This is a genomic window from Lentibacter algarum (assembly GCF_018860975.1).
Taxonomy (GTDB): domain Bacteria; phylum Pseudomonadota; class Alphaproteobacteria; order Rhodobacterales; family Rhodobacteraceae; genus Lentibacter; species Lentibacter algarum_A.
Genome location: NZ_JAHKQI010000008.1, coordinates 513,428 through 537,186, shown reverse-complemented (window position 1 = coordinate 537,186; position 23,759 = coordinate 513,428). Strand labels below are relative to the sequence as shown.

The 23,759-nt window shown below is 56.6% G+C and carries 14 protein-coding genes and 2 tRNA genes; 8 read left to right on the top strand and 8 right to left on the bottom strand.

The features are described 5' to 3' along the window. Positions 1–45 precede the first annotated feature (45 nt). Positions 46–122, top strand: a tRNA-Pro gene (locus tag KO498_RS11975). A gap of 720 nt (positions 123–842) precedes the next feature. Continuing rightward, positions 843–4,535: a vitamin B12-dependent ribonucleotide reductase gene (locus tag KO498_RS11970; protein WP_215960120.1), complete on the top strand. Its 3,693-nt coding sequence runs from the start codon at positions 843–845 to the stop codon at positions 4,533–4,535. Positions 4,536–4,674: 139 nt separating this feature from the next. Here the strand turns inward: KO498_RS11970 and KO498_RS11965 are convergent, their stop codons facing one another. Next, positions 4,675–5,274 (bottom strand): DUF1287 domain-containing protein, encoded by a 600-nt coding sequence (locus KO498_RS11965; RefSeq protein ID WP_215960119.1) that lies wholly within the window; start codon positions 5,272–5,274, stop codon positions 4,675–4,677. A gap of 289 nt (positions 5,275–5,563) precedes the next feature. Here KO498_RS11965 and KO498_RS11960 point away from each other — a divergent pair, with 289 nt between their 5' ends. Further along, positions 5,564–5,812: an EF-hand domain-containing protein gene (locus tag KO498_RS11960; protein ID WP_215960118.1), complete on the top strand. Its 249-nt coding sequence runs from the start codon at positions 5,564–5,566 to the stop codon at positions 5,810–5,812. A gap of 102 nt (positions 5,813–5,914) precedes the next feature. Here KO498_RS11960 and KO498_RS11955 read toward each other — a convergent pair whose 3' ends face one another. From KO498_RS11955 to rocF, 3 genes are read right to left on the bottom strand one after another with little or no spacing between them, the layout of a single operon-like run. Next, positions 5,915–6,964 carry an ornithine cyclodeaminase gene (locus tag KO498_RS11955; RefSeq protein ID WP_215960117.1) on the bottom strand — a complete coding sequence of 350 codons (1,050 nt, stop codon included), beginning with the start codon at positions 6,962–6,964 and terminating at the stop codon, positions 5,915–5,917. Positions 6,965–6,966: 2 nt separating this feature from the next. Continuing rightward, complete coding sequence (gene ctlX, locus KO498_RS11950; protein WP_215960116.1) at positions 6,967–7,899, bottom strand: citrulline utilization hydrolase CtlX; 933 nt, start codon at positions 7,897–7,899, stop codon at positions 6,967–6,969. Beyond that, entirely contained in the window at positions 7,896–8,816 is a 921-nt protein-coding gene (gene rocF / locus KO498_RS11945) for an arginase (protein ID WP_215960115.1), read from the bottom strand. The genes ctlX and rocF overlap by 4 nt, the downstream gene beginning before the upstream one ends. 121 nt (positions 8,817–8,937) lie before the next feature. Between rocF and KO498_RS11940 the strand changes: the two genes are divergently transcribed. Continuing rightward, complete coding sequence (locus KO498_RS11940) at positions 8,938–9,357, top strand: Lrp/AsnC family transcriptional regulator (RefSeq protein WP_215960114.1); 420 nt, start codon at positions 8,938–8,940, stop codon at positions 9,355–9,357. Here KO498_RS11940 and KO498_RS11935 read toward each other — a convergent pair whose 3' ends face one another. Both KO498_RS11935 and KO498_RS11930 read right to left on the bottom strand, forming a co-directional pair. Continuing rightward, a complete protein-coding gene (locus KO498_RS11935; RefSeq protein WP_215960113.1) occupies positions 9,358–9,825 on the bottom strand; it encodes a disulfide bond formation protein B in 468 nt (155 codons plus the stop codon). Then, on the bottom strand, positions 9,822–10,400 hold the full coding sequence (locus tag KO498_RS11930; RefSeq protein ID WP_215960112.1) for a YqaA family protein: 579 nt from the start codon (positions 10,398–10,400) through the stop codon (positions 9,822–9,824). Before KO498_RS11930 ends, KO498_RS11935 begins: the two co-directional genes overlap by 4 nt. Before the next feature lie 99 nt (positions 10,401–10,499). Between KO498_RS11930 and KO498_RS11925 the strand changes: the two genes are divergently transcribed. The 3 genes from KO498_RS11925 (at position 10,500) to KO498_RS11915 (ending at position 17,494) form a co-directional block, all read left to right on the top strand. Next, positions 10,500–11,753 (top strand): flavin-dependent oxidoreductase, encoded by a 1,254-nt coding sequence (locus KO498_RS11925; protein ID WP_215960111.1) that lies wholly within the window; start codon positions 10,500–10,502, stop codon positions 11,751–11,753. Between the two features lie 46 nt (positions 11,754–11,799). Beyond that, a tRNA-Leu gene (locus KO498_RS11920) sits at positions 11,800–11,885 on the top strand. A 734-nt stretch (positions 11,886–12,619) separates the two neighbouring features. Beyond that, a complete protein-coding gene (locus KO498_RS11915) occupies positions 12,620–17,494 on the top strand; it encodes an Ig-like domain-containing protein (protein WP_215960110.1) in 4,875 nt (1,624 codons plus the stop codon). A gap of 571 nt (positions 17,495–18,065) precedes the next feature. Here the strand turns inward: KO498_RS11915 and KO498_RS11910 are convergent. Both KO498_RS11910 and KO498_RS11905 read right to left on the bottom strand, forming a co-directional pair. After that, positions 18,066–18,671, bottom strand: coding sequence for a nucleotidyltransferase family protein (locus KO498_RS11910; RefSeq protein ID WP_215960109.1), 606 nt, complete (start codon positions 18,669–18,671; stop codon positions 18,066–18,068). Continuing rightward, positions 18,668–21,085, bottom strand: coding sequence for a GcvT family protein (locus tag KO498_RS11905; RefSeq protein ID WP_215960108.1), 2,418 nt, complete (start codon positions 21,083–21,085; stop codon positions 18,668–18,670). The genes KO498_RS11910 and KO498_RS11905 overlap by 4 nt, the downstream gene beginning before the upstream one ends. Before the next feature lie 152 nt (positions 21,086–21,237). On the opposite strand from KO498_RS11905, the gene KO498_RS11900 reads away from it, so the two are divergent. Further along, a complete protein-coding gene (locus KO498_RS11900; protein ID WP_215960107.1) occupies positions 21,238–23,655 on the top strand; it encodes a GcvT family protein in 2,418 nt (805 codons plus the stop codon). The last annotated feature ends 104 nt before the right edge of the window (positions 23,656–23,759 follow it).

The window sequence follows — 23,759 nt, the reverse complement described above, 5'->3', positions numbered from 1 at the left end:
GATGTTGCAATGCCCCGGTGAACGGGGCTAAAGAGCCGCACGGTCCGGGGCGTAGCGCAGTCTGGTAGCGCACCTGTTTTGGGTACAGGGGGTCGTAAGTTCGAATCTTACCGTCCCGACCATTTCCACACATACTCTTAAGCCATCCGCCGCTTCGGCGGCGGGCTTTTGGTGTGTTTGACCGAGATTAACCACAAGATATTGTGTTTTCCGATAAGAGTAAGGTTGGCAAGCTCCGTCTGCTGGTTCTGCGTCATTTTCACCCCCGATTCTTTTTTCGGATGAGTCTGCGGCCTCTCAAAGTCTCCCTTCAGCCCCGATATGATCAAGGAGAGAAGTTTTTTTCTGAAGTCCCGAAGTGGCCTCCGAAAAGGTTAACAGGCATGCAGCTAAAACGTGTGAACCGCAATATGGTTTCTCTAAAGGTGCTAAAACTTTGACTTTCTTCGCCTCCCGTTTTTTCCGTCTCGCGGCGCAGCTTGTGGAGAACCATGTGGGTGAATCACATACGCGGCAAATCGCTGACGGGTTTAACACTCGGTCAACCAAAAATTCACGAAAATTTAGGAAAGTTTAAGTTGACCAACTATGGGTGAATACGTCAAGTTGTGGAGACCGGAAGCAAGACCACAACATATAGGGGTCAGCGACGGGCTGGGACAGGTTTAGGTCACATAGCAAATTGCGAGCGCATTTGGCGCAATATGCCACGGAAAGGTATTTTTCCGCACGGTATCGCTTTTCCTGTAGCTGAAGTCTGCCCGATCACGGCGCGTAATTACACGCGATTATATTTTACGAACGTTTGAAAAGAAACGTTAACACTCAGGCGAGGCAGTGACATGAAGATCGAGAGAAAATTTACCGAGGCAGGCAAAGACGCATATGCGAGCATTGAGTTCGTCAAGACGTCGTCCGAAATTCGCAACCCTGATGGCACGATTGTTTTCAAGCTCGACGGCGTGGAAGTGCCCGCCAGTTGGAGTCAGGTCGCCTCGGATGTGATTGCGCAGAAGTATTTCCGCAAAGCCGGTGTTCCCGCAGCTCTCAAGAAGATCAAAGAAAAAGACGTTCCCGAATTTTTGTGGCGTGCTGAAGCCTCAACCAAAGACACAGAAATTGGCGGCGAAATTTCAGCCAAGCAAGTTTTTGACCGCCTCGCCGGCGCATGGGCTTACTGGGGCTGGAAGGGGGGCTACTTCACAACCGAAGAAGACGCCTCAGCTTACTATGACGAAATGCGCTACATGCTCGCCACACAACGCGCTGCACCAAACTCGCCACAGTGGTTCAACACCGGTCTGCATTGGGCCTATGGCATCGACGGGCCAGGCCAAGGCCACTACTATGTTGACTACAAATCAGGCGAACTTACAAAATCAGCCAGCTCATACGAGCACCCGCAGCCACACGCTTGCTTTATTCAGTCGGTCAAAGACGATCTCGTCGGTGACGGCGGCATCATGGACCTTTGGGTGCGTGAAGCGCGTCTCTTCAAATATGGCTCAGGCACGGGCACCAACTTCTCGCACCTGCGCGCCTCAGATGAAGCGCTGTCAGGCGGCGGCAAGTCGTCGGGTCTCATGGGCTTTCTGAAAATCGGTGACCGCGCTGCTGGCGCGATCAAGTCAGGCGGCACCACACGCCGCGCGGCCAAGATGGTCATCGTCGATGCTGACCACCCGGATATCGAAGAATACATCAACTGGAAGGTCAAGGAAGAGCAGAAGGTTGCTTCCATTGTGGCCGGCTCAAAGATGCACGAAGAGCGCCTTAACGAGATCTTCTCAGCCATCCGCGCATGGGACGGCAGCACAGAAGACGCCGTAGACCCGAAGAAAAACGAACAGCTCAAAACCGCTATCCGCGGCGCGAAGAAAGTCCATATCCCCGAGACTTACGTCAAGCGCGTGCTGGACTATGCAAAGCAGGGTTTTGACAGCATCGAGTTCCCGACCTACGACACCGACTGGGACAGTGAAGCCTACGCATCGGTTTCAGGCCAGAACTCAAACAACTCGATCCGCGTGACAAACGCTTTCTTGCAGGCCGTCAAAGACGACGCTGACTGGGAGCTGATCCGCCGCACGGACGGCTCGGTTGCCAAAACAATCAAAGCCCGTGACCTCTGGGAAGATGTCGGCCACGCCGCTTGGGCCTGCGCCGATCCGGGCATTCAGTTCCACGACACGGTTAATGACTGGCACACATGCCCAGAAGACGGCGAAATCCGCGGCTCAAACCCGTGCTCGGAATACATGTTCCTTGACGACACGGCCTGTAACCTCGCCTCGATGAACCTGCTGACCTTCTTTGAGGACGGTAAGTTCAACGCCGAAGACTACATGCACGCCACGCGCCTCTGGACAGTGACACTCGAAATCTCGGTAACAATGGCGCAATTCCCATCACAAGAGATCGCCCAGCGCTCGTATGATTTCCGCACATTGGGCCTTGGCTACGCCAACATCGGCGGCTTGTTGATGAACATGGGTCTTGGTTATGACAGCGACGAAGGTCGCGCCATCGGTGCAGCACTCACAGCGATCATGACAGGCGTAAGCTATGCTACATCTGCCGAAATGGCTGGCGAGCTTGGCCCATTCGCAGGCTACGCGAAAAACAAAGAGCACATGCTCCGCGTCATCCGCAACCACCGCAACGCAGCCTATGGCGCGACCGAGGGCTATGAAAAGCTCGCCGTTAAGCCTGTTCCACTCGACTTGGTAAACTGCCCCGACGAAAACCTGACAGCCCTCTCAATGGCTGTTTGGGACGAGGCCTATAAGCTCGGCGAAGAGCACGGCTACCGCAACGCGCAGGTTTCCGTGATCGCCCCGACAGGCACCATCGGCCTTGTGATGGATTGCGACACAACCGGCATCGAGCCAGACTTTGCCTTGGTGAAGTTCAAAAAGCTCGCAGGCGGTGGTTACTTCAAGATCATCAACCAGTCGGTGCCAGCAGCGCTTGAAATGCTCGGCTACGGCTCAGCGCAGATCGAAGAAATCGTGTCATACGCTGTCGGCCACGCCACACTCGGCAATGCTCCGGGCATCAACCACACCTCGCTCATCGGCCACGGCTTCGGCCAAACCGAGATCGACAAGATCGAAGCAGCTCTTGGCACAGCCTTTGACATCCGCTTTGTCTTCAACCAGTGGACGCTCGGTGAAGAGTTCTGCACCAAGTCACTCGGCATTCCAGCCGCCAAGCTTAATGATCCGACCTTTGATCTCCTCAAGCACCTTGGGTATGACCGCGCCGACATCGACGCAGCAAACGCCCATGTCTGTGGCTCAATGACGCTCGAAGGCGCGCCACACCTTGAGGAAAAGCACTACAACGTCTTTGACTGTGCCAACCCATGCGGCAAAATCGGCAAGCGCTACCTGTCAACTGACAGCCACATCCTGATGATGGCGGCGGCGCAGAGCTTTATTTCTGGTGCGATCTCAAAAACCGTCAACATGCCAAACGACGCAACGATTGAAGACTGCCAGAAAGCCTATGAGCTCTCATGGTCACTCGGCGTCAAAGCCAACGCGATCTACCGTGACGGCTCAAAGCTGTCACAACCGCTGGCTTCTGCCTTGGTTGAGGACGACGACGAGGCGATGGAAGTGCTTGAAAGCGGCTCTCCACAGGAAAAAGCTGCCGTGTTGGCTGAGAAGATCGTCGAGAAGGTCATCGTCAAGGAAGTTGTAAAGTCACACCGCGAGAAAATGCCCGAGCGCCGCAAGGGCTACACGCAAAAAGCGGTTGTTGGTGGTCACAAAGTCTACCTGCGCACAGGTGAATATGAAGACGGCAACCTCGGTGAAATCTTCATCGACATGCACAAAGAGGGCGCTGGCTTCCGCGCGATGATGAACAACTTCGCCATCGCCGTGTCGGTTGGCCTTCAGTATGGCGTGCCTCTGGAAGAGTTCGTCGACGCCTTCACCTTCACCAAGTTCGAGCCGGCAGGCATGGTTCAAGGCAACGATAGCATCAAGAACGCCACGTCGATCCTTGACTATATCTTCCGCGAATTGGCCGTGTCCTACCTTGATCGCACCGATCTCGCCCATGTCAAACCGCAGGGCGCAAGCTTTGATGACATCGGCCGCGGCGAAGAAGAAGGCGTGAGCAACATTCAAGAGATGAGCGACACTGCAGCCTCCCGTTCGCTTGAAGTGCTCAAGCAAATCAGCTCGACAGGCTACCTGCGCAAGCGCATGCCACAAGAACTCGTGGTGCTTCAGGGCGGTCAGTATGCCGGAGCAACAGCACTTTCCGGTGATCCTGTCAGCGCGCTGAACACCTTGGTGCCCGAAACATCGGCAGCAGTGGTAACTGGCGGCGACACCCTCGCCACAACAACCAGCACAGCGGCCGTCAGCTCGGGAATGATGAGCATGGACGAGCGCACCAAAGCCAAGATGCAAGGCTACGAAGGCGAAGCCTGTGGCGATTGCGGCAACTACACGCTGGTGCGCAACGGCACCTGCATGAAGTGCAACACATGCGGCGCGACAAGCGGTTGTAGCTAAGTTTTACCAGTCACGGGGCGGGTGCGCTCGCCCCATGAAGCAGTTCAGGCCGCAGGCATAAAACTACGAGCGGTAAAACATAAGTGAGCCTGAACGGCAAAACTTTTAGGGGAGCCACTGCGGCTCCCCCTTTTTTGCCTTACTCCAGCTTGGCAGGGACAGGGCGGTAGTGCCCCGTCATTTGGTAGGTGAACAGAATGTTCGTTTCGCGCGTACCAGCCCCGATATTGTGGATGACCAGCGGTGTGCCGTCTGCAGCCGTCCTGTCGCTGACAATCCCTATGTGCGGCAGGTTTCGCGGCAACCGCCAGCTGACAATGTCACCGGCAACAAACTCGTGCAAATCACCTTCGATCGGCAGTGACATGCCTTTGCGCTCGAAAAATCGTTCAAGGTTGGGCACGCGCCGGTGATCAATGTTTTTGTCGGTGCGCTTGAGCGCCCAGATCGTCGGATAGCTCTTGAAGTGCGCTTTCATATCTTCATGCACGAGCTTTTGAAGGTCGATACCGCCGCTGTCGCGTAGGGCCCTGATCACCACGTCACTGCAAACACCACGTTCACGCGGCAAATCCCCCATCGGATACTCAAGCACGACATAGGCGGGGTCATAGATCGTGGTGATTCCCACTTGCTGGCGCGCATTCGCAACCAGCTGTGCGCCCCATTCAGCCTCTTGGGCAATGGCTTTCAATGGCAGAGCCAGCGACAGAATCAGAGGAATGTAACGTAAGAACATTCTAGGCGCCTATGTATACTGTATGCTCCAAACTACCGCCGCGGCGGGTGTTCGGCAACTGAAGCCTTGTCATGGGCGATTTTCGGCCCCTTTTCTCCGGTTTTCATGGCGCGAACCCGCGCAAACAAGTCGGCAAGTTTGTGCTCGGCTATCTGACGCTTGGCAAAACCTGGATTTAAGCGGCCTTTAGCGCGAATTTCGAGATCGGTGCACAACCTCTGTCGGGTGCTTTCGTCTTGTGGCTGTTTAGGCCTCGAGCAACACCGCTCGTAACACAAGGACTAAGCAAATGAAAAAACTGACACTCACATTCGCCGCCCTCGCAACCGTTATGACACCTGCTCTCGCCATGGGCGAAAGCGCGGTTGAAGTTGATGCAAACGGTGACGGCCTCTTGACCATCGAAGAAGTGCAGGCGGTTTATCCCTCCGTTACACCTGAAAGCTTCGCAGCGATGGATGCGAACGCAGACGGCGCGCTTGACGACGCCGAAATCAAAGCCGCTGAAGAAGCAGGTATGCTGACAACCGACGGCTAACCGCGTGGCAGGCTCAGGCGGTTCGGCTGGTTCTATGCCTCAACATACAATAGTCGATCCACCTGAAGGAAGTCCCCGAAGCCTATGGTTTCGGGGGCTTTTCTAGGTTGCTCGTTTAAGCATTCCGAACAGATCACGCGGGTCATCAGGGTCGGCCAGCATGTCGAGCTCCTGAAAGAAGGGCGTGTCTTTGACCTGTGCCTGCACGTAACGCAGCGCCGAGAAATCCTCGATCGCGAAGCCGACGCTGTCAAACAGCGTAATCTGCTTGTCGCTCACGCGGCCTTTGGCAGTGCCACTGATCACTTGCCAGAGCTCGGTGACAGGGTGATCCTCGGCAAGCTGCTGTATCTCACCTTCAACTCGCGTTTGTGGTGGGAACTCCACAAAAATATCCGCACGGTGCAAGATCGCTTCAGCAAGCTCTGTCTTGCCCGGACAGTCGCCGCCAATGGCATTGATATGCACACCAGCACCGATCATATTGTCACTCAGGATGGTGGCGCATTGCTTGTCGGCGGTACAGGTGGTGATGATCTCTGCACCCTCCATGCTTTCCTCAGCGCTCTTGCACATAATCACATTCACCCCCAACCCCTCAAGGTTGCGCGCGGCCTTGGCCGTGGCGGCAGGGTCAATGTCATAGAGGCGCACGTTCTGCAGCCCGAGGATCGCTTTCATCGCCAGCGTCTGAAACTCGGATTGTGCACCATTGCCGATCATCGCCATCGTCTTGGCCCCCTTGGGGGCTAAGTGCTTGGCAACCATAGCAGAAGTCGCCGCCGTGCGCAGGGCGGTAAGCAGCGTCATCTCGGTGAGTAGGGTAGGATAACCTGTGTAAACATCCGCCAAAAGGCCAAAGGCCGTGACGGTTTGCAGGCCCTCAGAGGTGTTCTTGGGGTGCCCGTTCACATACTTGAAGCCGTAGGCTTCGCCATCAGACGTCGGCATCAGTTCGATCACCCCCACATCCGAATGTGAAGCAACGCGTGGCGTTTTATCAAACTGCTCCCAGCGTTTGAAATCACTCTCTATCTCGCTCGCCAGCCCGCGCAGCATATCTTCGACGCCGATGTGATGCACAAGCCGCATCATGTTGTCGACTGACACAAAAGGCACCAGCGCCTTGTCTGATGGGTTCGGGTTCGTCATATTTATGCTCCTTTAGGCGCCGTGCGTGGCGACAGATGAATGCCTGCGATCATGCAGCGCGCTGAACCGCCAGCGCTTTCAATTGTTGGCAAATCAAGCGCGATAAGATCAAACTTGCTTTCCAGTGTTTTTCTTTGGACAGGTGTGAGGGCCGACAGAGCCCGCGATGAAAGCGCCAGAGCAAGCCCGTCACGCCCCTTTAGTTCAATTGCGTTTCCGGCAAATTCGCTGATCTGGTGTTCACTCAAGGCGATCACCTCGCGGCCGGTCTCCTCCAGCCGCTCGCAGATCACTTGACGTCGCTCTTGGTCTTGAACCATGTCGAGACCGACCATCGCAATCTGCGAACCGATGCACATCAAAACATTGGTGTGATACACTGGCGCACCATCTGCATCCGCTGCATCAAACACGATCGGTTCATAGCCAAAACCAGTGCAAAAACGCTCAAGCAATATCGGGTCGGCCCTGTGTGAGCGGGCAACAAATGCAAGCCTCCCGATATGATCTAAGACCATTGCACCGGTGCCTTCGAGCGCCAAGCCATCATGCTCCAGCCCTGAATAGTCGGTGACTTCGGCAACACGGTAATCCTGTTTGAGCATTTCTATAATGTCAGATCTGCGTTCGCGACGGCGGCTTTCAGCATACATCGGATAGATCGCGACATGCCCGCCATGGTGGGTTGAAAACCAGTTGTTGGGAAACACAGAGTCCGGTGTATCTGTGGCTTCATCCTGAAAAACATGAACCTGAACACCATGGTCTCCCAGCTTCCGGACGGCGGCGTCAAATTCGGCCAGAGCGCTCGCCGCAACCTTACTTGCAGTCATCTGCGGGATGCTTTGAAAGCTGTTGTCAGCAGCGGTTTCCGGGTTTGGCCGAAAGTTGTTGGGGCGGATCATCACAACGGATGCAGGAGCTTGAACACTCATGAAAAAGCTCGTGTCGGGCGGTCAAACACGCGGCGACCAAAGGCACTTGCGGCCAGATCAACCATCACCTGTGCCGTGCGGCCTCGTTCGTCAAGGAAGGGGTTAAGCTCAACCAGATCAAGGGATGTGAGCAGCCCGCTGTCGCTGATCATCTCCATCACCAGATGCCCCTCGCGCATGGTTGCCCCACCAGGAACAGTGGTGCCGACCGCCGGAGCAATCGTAGGGTCGAGAAAGTCCACATCAAGGCTCACATGCAGCGCACCATTGGCGGCTTTCACCTTGCTTAGAAAACCGGCAAGGGGCGTGGCAATACCGCCTTCGTCAATCATGCGCATGTCACAGGCCATGATTTCGGTGTCTTGCATTGCTTCACGCTCGGGCTTGTCAACCGAGCGCAAACCGATGATGCAGATGTTTTCCTGCGGAATGGGCTTTGCCAGCTTGGGAAAACCGCCAAAACCTCCGCGCCCCGTGACATAGCCCAACGGTGTGCCGTGAAGGTTGCCGCTATCGGTGGTTTCGGGCGTGTGATAGTCAGTATGCGCATCTAGCCAAAGCACAAACTGCGGGCGGCCTTGCTCGGCAGCATGGGCTGCAACACCGGCCACCGAGCCAAGCGAAAGCGCATGATCGCCACCCAGAAAAATAGGCACGCCTTTGGCCATCGCGTCGGCTCCCGCACGCTTCAGGCGGTTTGTCCAACCGATGGTCTCGTGTTGCCTGAACAATCGCGCCTCTGGGTCGTCAACGGGGTGCTCGGCGGGTGTCAAATTCCCCCAATCGCGAACTCGGTAGCCAAGATCACCCAGTGCTTGTCCAAGCCCCGCCGTGCGGTAAGCATCAGGGCCCATTAGGCAGCCCGCGCGCCGCTTTCCAGAGTCGACAGGCGCTCCTATGAGAATGATTTCTTGCATGCGAATGTAACCCTCTTAAGCTGCGTTGGTTCGTAAATATCAATCTCTTCGAGTTGCTATCAGACAGCAAATTGATCAATATGCATGCGAATGTATCAAACTGACTGGTGGTTTTGACCATATGGATAATCTTGATCGAAAGCTTCTTTCCGCTCTGCGCCACAACGCGCGTGCGGCTCTGTCCGACCTTGCCCAAGAGCTGGGTGTTACCCGTGCAACTGTGCGCAACCGCATCGACAGATTGGAGCAGGCGGGTGAAATTCTTGGCTATTCTGTGGTGATGAAAGGCGACACAGCAACCGAGCCTGTCCGGGGTTTGATGATGATCGGTATCGAGGGCCGCGGAACCGAGCGGATTATGCGACAGCTCAAAGGCCTGAACACAGTGCGCAGCGTCTATAGCACCAACGGACGCTGGGACGTGATCGCAGAAATCGGCACCGACAGCCTGGAAGCCTTTGACGAAGCTCTCACGCAAATCCGCCGCTTTGATGGCGTCAGCACCAGCGAGACATCTCTCTTGCTCAGCGCCAAAAAGTGATCAAACGCGGCTCTGTGCCGCCATCAACCAGACCAGCACCAACAAGCCCGACACCGCTGCGTTCCAACCCGCCATAGACAAGCCGAACAACTCCCAAGGAATGACATCGCAACGCACCAAGGGAGCCGTCATGATCTGCTCCATCAGCTCTGCAGAGCTCAAACTGCCGATATCACCCGATGTGCAACTGGACGGGCCGGCCCATAACTTGCGCTCGACACCGGCGTGAAACACACCAATCCCTGCCGTGACCAACGCAGCCAAAGCGCCCAACATTGGCCAGAATCGCCCGGGAACCATCAGCGCGATCAGTCCGATCGCAACGGCGGCAAGGTGCGGGTAGCGTTGCCAGTAGCACATCTTGCAGGGCGGCATTCCGCCAACATACTGAAAGGCCAAAGCTCCAAGCAACGTCGCGGCTGAGCCGCCAGCCGCAAGGAGTATTAAGTGAGGACGTGATAGTCTCATAGGAATTTCACTACATAAAAGCCGCCCGCGAGCAGCGCTAGAAACAGTGTGAACATAAGCCCGAGTCGCTTTTCAATGAAATCACGAATTGGTGCGCCAAACTTCCATAACAGCGTTGCGACAACGAAAAAGCGCAAACCGCGTGCAAGGATCGAGGTGACAATGAATGTATAGAGCGGCATGCCGGTCCAGCCCGACATGATGGTGATAACCTTGAAAGGGAAGGGGGTTATCCCCGCAGCAAGCACGGCCCAAAAGCCCATATCATTAAAGCGTGTGCTGAATGCGGCGGCGGCGTCACTCTTGCCCAGGCTTTCCAGTATCGGTTGCCCGAGCTGCTCAAACGCCAAAGCGCCGATAGCATAGCCCGCCAAACCGCCGATAACCGAAGCCAGCAAAGCCACTCCGGCAATTACAAATGCCTTGGAAGGTCGCGCAAGGATCATCGGGATCATCAGGATGTCAGGCGGGATGGGAAAGAACGAAGATTCTGCAAAAGCCACCAACGCGAGCCACCACATTGCTCTCGGGTGCTCGGCAAGGCCCATCGTCCAGCCGTATAGTCTGCGTAACATAAACTGCTCTTTTTGTTTTCCATATAGGGCAGTGGTTTTGCGCTGGCGTCAAGGCTTGCTGCGACCTAAACTCCAGTAAACTAGGCTTGGGAGGCTGATATGACAGTGTTAATCGCAGGGGCAGGGATCGGTGGGCTCAGCCTTGGTCTTTCACTGCATCAACTTGGTATCAAGTTCCAGATATTTGAAGCGGTATCCGAGATGCGTCCATTGGGGGTTGGCATCAATGTGCAACCACATGCGATCCGCGAACTTTTTGAGTTGGGCTTGGAAGCGGAACTTGACGCCGTCGGTCTGCGCACTGAAGAAGTCGGCTACTTCTCGGCTCAAGGCGGAGAGATCTGGCGCGAGCCGCGTGGCGCGTTGGCAGGATACAACTGGCCCCAATACTCTATTCACCGTGGCGAGATGCAAATGTTGTTGCTGCGCGCACTCACAGAGCGGGCAGGTGAGGCGTGCATCACTATGGGCGCCGCCGCCAGCGTTGCAAACGAAACCGAAGCGGGGATCACCGCGACGCTGACCAACCGCGCAACCGGTGACAAGATTGGCGAGGCAGAAGGTTCGGTCTTTGTTGCAGCCGACGGGATCAACTCTATCTCGCGAGCAGGTCTTTACCCTGACGAAGGCGCAGCCCACTGGGGCGGCATCATGATGTGGCGCGGCACGACGCGTGGCCCCAAGTTTCTCACCGGACGCAGCATGGCCATGGCAGGGCGCAAAGACTGTAAGTTCGTCTGCTACCCGATCCACGACTACGGGGATGGAACCTGCCTGATCAACTGGATCGCCGACCGTTCAATGCCCGAAGACTACAGCTGGCGCGAGCAAGACTGGAACCGCGAGGGCGTGCTTGACGACTTTCTGCCAGCCTTCAAGGACTGGTCATTCGACTGGTTGGATGTGCCCGCGACCATCCGTGCTTCGGGCGATATCTTTGAGTACCCGATGGTTGACAGAAACCCGTTGCCCCGCTGGAGCCATTCGCGCATGACCCTACTGGGGGATGCCGCACATGCAATGTATCCAATCGGCTCCAACGGCGCGAGCCAAGCCATTCTCGATGCCCGTGTGCTCGCCCGCGAGCTGCGCGACAAGGGGCAAACCGCAGATGCACTTGAGGCCTACGAGGCCGAGCGCCGCGAAAAGGTAAACGCTCTGGTGCTGGCAAACCGTGGTGATGGGCCCGACAAAGTGCTTGATGTCGTCGCCGAACGTGCACCAGAGGGGTTTGCCGACATTTCCGAGGTTATGAGCCTCAGCGAGCTGGAAGGGGCGGCCGCTGGCTATAAAAAACTCGCCGGAATGGATGTTGAAACCCTCAATACACGCAGTTCTATCATTGAAGTGTGATTTTGGGCTTTTCGAGCGCGCTTCAAAACGCTAAACGGCTGATAAGGCCCAAGTGGTGGAATGGTAGACGCGTCGGATTCAAAATCCGATTCCTTAACGGGAGTGTGGGTTCAAGTCCCACCTTGGGCACCAAATCGTCTAAATATTCGGTGATTCTCCGCAAATGGTCATGACCAGACTTTTTGTGCGCATGTTCCAGCCGCGATTCGGCAGTTGAAATGTGGCAATTCTTGAGATTCGTGTCCAATCAACGGCGACTGAGTAGTTTTATTACGCTTTTGTGATCAATTGAATCTACTACCTCTGGTGGATGTGAATGACTTTCGACAATCGCAAGCGACAATCTGTTGTTTCCAGTTGCTCAACAATGAGCATTTGCTTGCAGGATTGGACACCGGTCAAACTTCGGTAAAATTCAATTAAATAAGGTTATTGTTAACCTTTCATTCACAAATTGTAGCAGACCCCACCTGGCCAAGCCTTCAAATAAGGCATGCAACTTTGAGGCGAGAATGTGGTGACGGGGAGAAATACCGCCATTTTCCCGACAAATTTATCTTTTGAGGCGCAAGCAAACCTCCTATGAATGAGGATGCCCATCTGGGGGGCGTAGTAAGTAGGTCACGGGGGCGACCGCTAAACTGCGAAGCATCTGCATGATGCGAAAAGCGCTGCGATACCTTTTGCTCGGGTCGTGGCATTTGCTGCCGAGGAAGTCTGTGCACAAGCACGGCTTACATATGCTGCAATCCTTTTCGTTCTTATCAGACGTTCTCGTAAAGATGAAACGAGAGCTCAAGCGTAAGCAGGGGCTCTCAATCGGCGGCCGGGGTTTCCCCGACGTGATGTAGAGAGAAGGGTCGAAAATGGCTGATCTGTTTTTAAACTGGGGCGATCTTGGTGCATATGGCACCTCGGTTGAAGGCGGCGAAACTGTAGACACTGGCGGTGTTGAAGTTTCACTAGGATTTCAAGTGCAAGACGAGGAAGCCAATGCGGTAACCTTTAACGCTCCGGGATATGTCGATGCTGACGAAGGCATCAATTCACAGTCCTTCTTGAAGCTCGACGGCCAGGGCGGCGAAGGCGGCATTGACGATACTTCGATCACCACGATCGACTTTTCCTCGACAAACCCTCTTTACTCGAACGACGTTCAGAACGTTAAGTTCCGCCTCAACGATATTGACGGCGGCGGCGGCGACGTTGACCCGGGCACACCCAACCACCAAGACATCGTTACCATCCGCGCCTACGGCCCCGATGGTGAAGAAGTTCCTGTAACCTTCTCAAGCGGTTCAGCAGTAGATGAAGACGGAAACGTCCTCACTGGCGGTTCGGTTAACTATGGCTACACCGATGGCGACGCCTCGACTCTCGTTTGCATCGACGGCCCAGTCTCCTACATCGAAATCGAATATGACAATGCCGGCACGGGCGAGCAAGCCGTGATGGTTTCAGACGTTCACTTCTCTACAATGGACGCCGACCCGAACACAGCACCAGACGCCCGTGACGACACAGATGAAACAAGTGAAGACACCGCTGTAGTGGTTGACGTTCTCGACAACGACAGTGACCCTGACGGCGACGACCTCACAGTGACCGGCACAACCGAACCGGCCAACGGCACAGCAGTCGAAAACGGCGACGGCACAGTGACTTACACGCCGAATGCTGGCTTTGTTGGAACAGACACATTTGACTACACAGTCACTGATCCGTCAGGCAATGAAAGCACTGCGACTGTTACAGTCAACGTCACAGAAGCCTCTGATCCAAACACCTTCCCCGTTGCAGGCGATGATACAGCCGTCACCGACGAGGGCGAAGCGGTTATTGTCACCGTTCTCGAGAACGACAGTGACCCGGACGGCGACCCGCTGACAATCACTCAAGTCGGCGAACCTGACAATGGCACAGCCGTTGCTAATGCAGATGGAACAATCACTTACACGCCTGACGCGGGCTTCACCGGCACCGAAACAATCACTTATGTGATTGAAGACGGGCAGGGCGGCTACGACACTGCTGACATCGTGGTCACGGTTAACCCGGGCAACGAAGCTCCAACTGCGACCGACGACAACGAGACAACTGATCTCGACGAAGCCGTTGTGATCTCGGTTCTCGGCAACGACAGTGACCCTGAAGGCGAAGACCTCACCGTTATCGGCACAACCACACCGGCCAACGGCACAGCAGTCGCAAACGGCGACGGCACCGTGACTTACACGCCAAACACCGGCTTCACCGGCACTGATACGTTTGACTATACAATCACCGATCCGTCAGGCAACGAAAGCACGGCGACTGTAACTGTTGTGGTGAGCGATCCAAACCAAGCGCCAATAGCGGGCGACGACAGCGACACAACCGATCTTGAAATGCCTGTTGTGATCGACGTTCTTGGCAACGACAGTGACCCTGAGGGTGAAGCACTGACCGTCACAGGCACAACCGAACCGGCCAACGGCTCGGCAGTTGTAAACGCCAATGGCACAATCACTTACACGCCAGCCGACGGTTTCACCGGCACCGACACGTTTGACTACACAGTCACCGATCCAGCCGGCAACGCGACGACAGCGACCGTGACGGTAACTGTGCAAGATCCGGTCGAGCCGGATGGCATCGTTTCTGGCACGGATAATGACGATCTTATCGACTTCGACTATGTTGGTGACCCTGATGGCGACCTGATCGACCACAACGACGCCATTCTGCCCAACGACACCATCCAGGATGATATCGTAGAAGCCGGCGACGGTGACGATACGGTTCTCGCGGGTCTCGGCAATGACGATGTTGACGGCAGCACCGGCGATGACGACCTGAGCGGCGAAGAGGGCGACGACACGCTCGACGGCGGCGACGGTAACGACATCATCGCAGGTGGAGACGGCAACGACAGCATCATTGGCGGCGACGGCAACGATGCAGCTGGCGGTGACGATGGCGACGACTTTATCGACGTATCGGGTTCTGATCCGCTGATCGACGTCGAAGTCTTCCCAGGTCTGCCCGTTGATGCAGAGCCAGACAATGACCACGACACTGTCGATGGCGGCGCAGGTAACGACACGATCATTACAGGCGATGACGCTGATACCATCACAGGCGGCGACGGCGACGATAGCATCGACAGCGGCATCGACGACGACGTGGTCGACGCAGGTGCAGGCAACGATATCGTCGAAGATCTGCAAGGCTCCGACTACATTATCGCTGGCGACGGCGACGATACGATCTACGCCGGCACAAACACCTTCTCCGACTATATCGGCGACGATCCCAACCTTCCAATCGCTGGCTACCCGGGCATCGTTACAGACCCGAACACCACTGACGGTCTCGACACTGTCTTTGGCGGCGCTGGCAACGATATCATCTTTACAGGTGACGACGCTGACGAGATCGACGGCGGCACTGGTAACGACACGATCGATGCCGGTATCGACGACGACACTGTCTACGGCGGCGAAGGCGACGACAGCATCATCGGTTTCCACGGTGCAGACAGCATCTTCGGCAACGAAGGCGATGACTTCATCAACGCAGGTGGCAGCACCTACGGCGGCAATGAAGTTGATGCGACCGACATACTGCCAAACAACGACACCGACTATGTAGACGGCGGCGCTGGCAACGACACGATCCTTGGCGAAGACGACGATGACACACTCATCGGCGGCGACGGCGACGACGTTCTCGACGGCGGCATCGACGAAGACAGCCTCATCGGTGGCAACGGTTCCGACACCGGCCTCGGCGGTCAGGGCGACGACTATATCGACCTTTCAGGCTTCCTGCCTGAGCCAGACGATACAGACTTCGACCCAACCAATGACCTCGACTACGCTGAAGGCGGCGCAGGCGACGATACGATCATCACAGGCGACGACGACGACACAATCTTCGGCGGCGCAGGCAATGACAGCATCGACGCTGGCATCGACGAAGACAGTGTGTTCGGTGGCGACGGTTCAGATACCATCGACGGCGGCGAAGGCGATGACTTCATCGACGCCTCAGGCGGCACACCACTGACTGATGATGTTGACCCAGACCCGGAAGATGATCGCGACAGCGTGATTGGCGGCGCAGGTAACGACACGATCTTTACCGGCGACGACGATGACACCATCACTTCGGGCCAAGGCGACGACTATGTCGACGCTGGCATCGACGACGATGTGGTCACAACCGGCACAGGTTCAGACACTGTCATCGGCGGTCAGGGCAACGATGTTATCAACACCGAAGGCTATGACTACGACGACGCACCTGACAGCGAAGACCTAGACCCTGACAATGACCGCGACAGCGTGGTTGCTGGTGCAGGCGACGACACCATCACCACAGGCGACGACCGCGACACGATCGACGGCGGCGCAGGCAACGATGTGATCGACGCCGGTATCGACAATGACTTGGTTGATGGTGGCGCAGGCGACGACAGCATCCTTGCTGGCGACGGCAACGACACTGTCACAGGCGGCGACGGTGCCGACACAGTTGACGGCGGCACAGGCGATGACGTGATCGACACTTCAGGCGGCACACCGCTGACCGACGATGTTGATCCTGATCCTGAAGACGACCGTGACCTTGTCACAGGCGGCGCTGGTGACGACTTCATCACCACAGGCGACGACGACGACACCATCTTCGGCGGCGCAGGCGACGACACAATCGACGCAGGCATTGACGACGATAGCGTTGAAGGCGGCACAGGCAACGACAGCCTGATCGGTGGTCAAGGCGACGACACAATGGTCGGCGCACTGGGCAATGATACGCTGGAAGGCGGCGAAGGCGACGATGTCCTCGACGGTGTGGTTGGTGATGATGTGCTCTCAGGTGGCGGCGGTGCCGACACCATGAGCGGCGGGCAGGGTCAAGACCTGTTCATCGACATCACAGCCGGTGACGTTGTTGACGGTGGTTCGGGCCCGGACGGTGTACGCCCTGACGGCTCGCCAAACGACTACGACACGCTCGACCTCACAGGCGCCGCAGAAGCGGTTAACCCGGGTGGCTCGCTCAACGTGGTCTACACATCGGATGACCGTGAAGACGGCTATGTCGAGTTCCGCGATGAGGATGGAAACATCACCTCAACGATGGAATTCGAAGAGATCGAAAACGTCGTGCCGTGCTTTACGCCGGGCACAGCGATCGCCACACCGCGTGGAGAGCGTCTCGTTGAAGAGCTCAAAGTCGGTGACAAGATCATCACCCGCGACAACGGCATTCAGGAAATCCGCTGGATGGGCACGAAGGCACTCTCAGGCTTCGATCTTGCAAGATCACCAAACCTGCGCCCGATCCTCATCCAGAAGGGCTCGCTTGGCAACAACCTGCCAGAGCATGACATCCTCGTCAGCCCGCAACACCGGGTTCTGCTGAACAACGAGCGCACCTCTCTCTACTTTGAAGAGACAGAAGTGCTCGCAGCCGCCAAACACCTCACCGGCCTCAAAGGGATTGATGAAGTGGGCACACTCGGGGTGACATATGTTCACTTCATGTTCGACAACCACGAGGTTGTGCTGTCGAACGGTGCTTGGACTGAAAGCTTCCAGCCTGGTCAGTCGGTTCTCGACGGTCTCGGCACCGAGCAACGCGACGAAATCTTGCAGCTCTTCCCTGAGCTGACAAGCAAGGAAGGTGTCGACGATTACACCGCCGCGCGCCGCTCGCTCAAGAAGCACGAAGCCAAGCTTCTGATCGGCTAGATCGACCAAATCAACTCTCGGGCTTCGCCACTATGGCGAGGCCCGAACTTCCACACATTTCGGAATATGCAGCGACGTTTGCCTTATGGTGAACGTGTGGGGAAGGCGCGTTCGCGTGCCTTCCCCTTTGCACGTTTAGGGAGAACGCCAAAATGGCGGCTAACCCTCCGCACGGTAATGAGGCAATTTCCAAGAGCAAAAGGAGCGATTCAACACCGCCGCGCCCAATTAACGCCATCAAACTTCAGCAAATTAGATGTCAACAAAACGAGAAAAATGAGCGACATCGTGGCAGTTTCATCAGGATACTTTGAGAGTCATTATCCCACTTATGCAAGGGGTGCGGGAAAAACGGAGAAAGAACCAAATTCTACCAGGGTTTTCAAGCCTTTGCCGCGGCAAGGCGGCCTCGGAGCCGATGCGTTGATTGGCGGCACAGGCGGCGGGCACGGCATTCGCATAATTGACCTGTCGGCCATCGAACTCGCGCTTTCAGTAGAGTTCGTTTCACCGAACGCAGGCAGTATCACTGACGGCATTGACAGCATCATCTTTCAGGACATCGACGAAATCATTCTTCCGCGTCCTGCGCACGGTGCCACGCTGCCCAGTCCTCCGGACGGTCAAGGTCAGCCCGTGCGCGTTCGTCTGGCAGAGGGTGCAATCTTACAGCATCCGGCTGTGCCCGCAGAATAGGGGCCGCACCGCTGTCTCCGCTTAAGGCCTGAAATGCTGGCAGAAATGCCGCATCGAAGATCACAGGGTGCCCATGCTCGCCGCACCCTGTGGTCGCCCTTAATATGATGGGTCCTTTTATCACATCAAATATGCGCCACATCTCTTTGATATCGCTAACCAAAAGACTGGGCATGTCGGGTGGTAGCACCATCAGCGCAGAACATCCTTCTGCTGCTTTAGCACCCCTGCGTAAAGACGCGGCCATGCCTTCGCTGGCGTCAGGCACAGCAACAAGCGTCACATCAAGCCCGTCCAGAACCGTGACCCGCGCATGCTCCAAACTCGGAACAGTGACGATCACCTCGGCACCACTCTCCAAAGATCGCTCGGCCATAACCCGCAAACAAGGCGCGCCAAATACGTCCTCCAGCAGCTTGTCGCGCCCGCGCATTCGCGAGGACGCGCCAGCCGCCGGAAGTAATATCGCGCGTTGTTTCACCCGCGCATCCTTGCTCCATCGGCATCAAACAGTGGTTCGGTGATCAGGGTTGCGCTGCGCATTTGCCCCAAGATCTCGATCTCGACTTTCAAGCCAGCCTCGGCGCGCTCCACCGGCACAAACCCGAGCGCCACAGACTTGCCTGCATGATGCGAATAGCCGCCCGAAGTGCAGAACCCGACGACCTTACCGTCAAGCCAGATCGGCTCATAGGCGTTCACATCGGCATCGTCAGCCTCCACAACAAAAGCACATAGCTTGCGGGCAGGGCCTTTTTCACGTTCCGCCTCTGCCGCCGCGCGACCAATGAAATCAACCTCTTTCTTGAAGCTGATAAACCGGTCAAGCCCTGTCTCGGCCGCAGTATAATCCGGCGAGAACTCAGAGAGCCACGAGCCAAAGAACTTGTCGAGCCTGAGCGACATCATCGCGCGCATCCCGAAGGGGCGCATACCGTGCTCTTTGCCAGCGCTCCAAAGCACATCCCACAAAGCCCGCTGTGCCATCGGGTCACAGTAGATCTCATAGCCCAGATCGCCCGAATAGCTCACTCGCTGCACAACGCAATCAACCATGCCGACTGTCATGTGCCGCACGTCCATGAACTTCATCGCCGCCGCATCGGCGCGTGTGCAAGCCGTCAGCACCTTAAGCGCGTTCGGCCCCGCGATCTGAAAACCGTTGAGCTTGTCAGAGACGTTTTCAACCCGCACACCGTCCATCTCGTTTTGCTCGAACCAGCGCATGTGATAGGCCTGAGAGCCATAACTCGCCGTCAGCTGAAACGCGCCCTCCGAGAGGCAGGAAATGGTGAAATCACCAATCAGGCGTCCTTTTGGCGAGAGCATAGGAGTCAGCGACAAGCGCCCCGCCTTAGGCACACGCCCTGCCATAATGCGGTCAAGCCAGGCACGCGCATTTGGCCCCGTGACAAGGTATTTACCAAAGTTGTGGGTTTCGTTGATGCCAACGGCCTCGCGCACGGCTTTCACTTCCCGTGCTGTCGCCTCGAACGCATTGCTACGCCTGAATGACGGCGTTTCATAGCGCGGCTCATCGCCCGTCGCGAAGTAGTTCGGCACTTCAAGTCCGAACTGTGCACCCCAAACAGCGCCAAGCCCGTCGAACACATCATACATCGGTGTTTGGCGGAAAGGCCGCGCCGCTGGCAGTTCCTCGTTAGGGTAGGCGACACTAAAGCGCTTTTGGTAGTTCTCGATCACCTTCGGCAGTGTGTATCCCGGTGTAATCCAGTCGCCAAATCGCGCCACATCCATCGCCATGGTGTCACGCTCGCACTCGCCCTCAACCATCCACTGCGCTAGCATCAGCCCAACACCGCCGCCTTGGCTAAAGCCTGCCATAACACCGCAGGCGCTCCAGTAATTGCGCAGCCCCGGCACGGGGCCAACCAGCGGGTTGCCATCAGGCGCAAAGGTGAACGGCCCGTGAATGACCGACTTCACACCGGATTTTTCCAGATCAGGAAAGCGCTTGTATGCGAACTCGATGCTGTCTTCGATCTTGTCAAAGTCATCAGGCAGCAGCTCATGGCCAAAGTCCCACTTGGTGCCGTCAATCGCCCAGGCACGGCAAGGCTGCTCATAAAACCCGATGCAAAGCCCCATACCTTCTTGGCGCAAGTAGCTCTCGCCAGCAGGGTCCATAACGTGCGGGTGCTCGGTTCCGCTGGCCATCATCTCTTTGATCAACGGCACTTCGTCGGTAACGATATACTGGTGCTCCATCGGGTGCAGCGGCAGGTAAGCACCCGCCATTGCGCCAACTTCCCGCGCCCAAAGCCCGCCTGCGTTAACCACATGCTCGGCGTGCACAGTGCCTTTCTCGGTCACAACATCCCAAGTGCCATCAGCGCGCTGGTTGGTCTCGATCACCTTGCAATGCGTTTCAATGGTGGCCCCGCCCATGCGCGCCGCCTTGGCGTAGGCATGTGTGGTGCCGGAGGGGTCAAGGTGCCCGTCGAGCGGATCATACAACCCGCCAAGGATGCCCTCAACATTGGTCACCGGCGCGATCTTTTTGATCTCCTCGGGCGAGACTATTTCTGTCTCAAGCCCCATAAACCGGTGCTTGGCGCGCTCCGCCAGCAGCATGTCAAAGCGCTCCTGGTTGTCGGCCAGCGTCACACCGCCAACATGGTGCAAGCCACACGACATGCCGGTGAGTTCTTCCAACTCCTTGTAAAGCTTGATGGTATAGCCCTGAAGTGCCGCCATGTTGGTGTCGCCATTCAGTGTATGAAACCCACCAGCCGCATGCCATGTCGAGCCAGACGTCAACTCGGAGCGCTCGATCAACATTACATCTGACCAGCCCAGTTTGGTCAGGTGATACAGAACACTCACGCCAACAACTCCGCCGCCAATGACGGCCACTCTTGTGGTGGTTTTCATTACTCTCTCCTTTTTGTGTTGGCCTAAGCTAGTCTTAGCGCGGGCACACTCACTATGCCAAGGGCGACAAAACATGTCGCCTTGAGACAAAAGAATCGCCTCCGCCTGCGCCATGCTGGAGACAACATCTCGCAAATGCAAAGGCACAACCCATGCGCACACAGGCTCAAGCCGTCGTTATCGGAGGCGGTGTAATCGGCTGCTCCATTCTGTATCACCTGACCAAACTGGGGTGGACAGACGTTGTGCTCCTTGAACGTGACGAGCTGACGTCCGGCAGCACATGGCACGCAGCGGCCAATATCCACGGGCTGCACGACAGCGCCAATATCAGCCGCCTTCAACACTACACGATGAACCTCTACAATGCGCTGGAAGAAGAAACAGGCCAAAGTTGCGGCGTCTTCCAGCCCGGATCGCTTTACTTGGCACAAACCGAAGAGCGCGAGCACCAACTGCGCCTGCAAGCAGCGAAAGCCAAGCTCTACGGAATGAACTTTCACGAGGTCACGCGCGCCGAGGCCGAAAAGCTGCACCCGCTGGTCAACTTTGATGGCATCCGTTGTATCATGTGGGAGCCAGACGGCGGCAATGTTGACCCCTCCGGTGTCACCAACGCCTACGCCGCTGGCGCGCGCCAGAACGGCGCCGAGATCATGCGCTTTACGCCCGTCACAGGGACCGAGCCGCAGCCCGACGGCTCATGGATCGTGCGCACGCCCAAGGGCGACATTGCAACACCTTGGGTGATCAACGCGGCTGGCCTCTGGGGCCGTGAAGTTGCGGCGCTGGCGGGCATCGAGTTGCCACTGCAACCAACCGAACACCAGTATTTTGTCACCGAGAGCATTGCCGAAATTGAAGGCATGAGCAAACGCTTGCCCTCGGTCGCCGACCGTGACGGCGAGTATTATCTGCGCCAGGAAGGGCAGGGCCTGCTGATCGGCGCCTACGAAAAAGACATGCGCTTTTGGGCCGAAGAAGGCACGCCGCTTGATTTCGCGCATGACCTTTTCCCTGACGATCTTGAGCGCATTGAAGACAACATGATGCGTGCGATTGACCGCGTGCCAGTTGTCGGCACCGCAGGCATCAAACGGGTCATCAACGGCCCGATGATCTGGTCGCCCGACAGCAATGTGATCCTTGGCCCTGTGCCGGAACTCAAAGGCTATTTCTGCTGTAACGGCATCATCCCGGGCTTTTCGCAGTCTGCTGGCATGGGCCTTATGGTTGCGCAGTGGCTCACAACGGGCGAGATGGAATATGACATGTTCGCATGGGACATGGCGCGGTTTGGAAGCTGGGCGACCAAGGCGTTTACCAAAGCGCGGGTGCAAGACAGCTACGCCAACCGCTTCAAAATCCACTTCCCCAATGAAGAACGCTCGGCAGGTAGACCGGCCCGCACGCGACCTGCTTATGAGGTGCAAAAAGACCTGGGGGCAGTCTTTGGCCTTAACTACGGCTGGGAACACCCGCTATGGTACGGTGACAAGGGCGCTTCCGATACCGACGGCTTCACGCGGCAAAACTGGTGGGGGCCTGTCGGCGAAGAATGTAAAATGCTGCGCGAAAAGGCAGGCATCATCGATATTTCAAACTTCGCAAAATACCGCTGCAAAGGGGCAGGGGCTGAAGACTGGCTGAACTCTGTGTTCGCCAATAAAATGCCTTCGGTCGTGGGCCGCTCTTGCCTCACGCCTCTGATCGGTGTGCGTGGCGGAATTGCGGGAGATGCAACCGTTACCAAACTGGCCGATGACGAGTTCTGGATCATCTCCTCCGGCATGGCCGAGCGCTACCAAAAGCGCTTTTACGACGCGGTTGAGCTGCCCGAAGGCACCACATTTGAAAGCATGACCGAAGAGATGTGCGGCTTTAACGTCGCGGGGCCAAAGTCGCGCGCGTTGTTGCAGCGGATGTCAAACACCAGCTTTGAAACCGAAGACTTCGCCTTCATGCGCTCCAAACGTGTCGAGATCGCCGGTGTTGAGTGCATTGCACTGCGCGTGAGCTTCACGGGTGATTTGGGCTGGGAGTTGCACTGCAAGACGAAAGACCAGAAACGCATGTTTGAAGCCTTGCTAGACGCTGGCCGCGAATTTGGCGCAGGCCCTGTTGGGGGGCGCGCTCTCATGAGCCTGCGGGTCGAGAAAGGGTATGGCTCATGGAGCCGCGAATACAGCCCTGAATACTGGCCACAGGAGGTCGGGCTGGAACGGCTTTGCAAAATGGACAAGGCGTTTTTGAACAAAGCCGCCTGCGCCGAAGTGATGGCCAAACCTGCGCGTGAAACACTGGTGCTGTTGGCTCTGGATGAAGCCGCTGTCACGGCATCCAACGCAGATGCAACCGGAGGTGAGCCGATCTTCAAAGACGGCATCGGCATCGGGCGCGTGACCTCGGGGGCTTATGGCTACACCGTCGGCATGAGCCTTGCACTTGGTTATGTGAAGGGAGCCGCCGCTGGTGACGAAGTTGACGTGATGGTGCTTGGACGTGCCCATAAAGCACGAATACTTTTTGAGCCTCCGTTTGACCCGAAGGGCGAAAGACTGCGGGCTTGACCAAATAGAGCACCTTCGGTGCGCAGGAAGAGTAAATGGGGGACTAGTCCCCCATACCGCAGTCCAGATGGGGGACTAGTCCCCCAAACCCCCTAGGATACTTT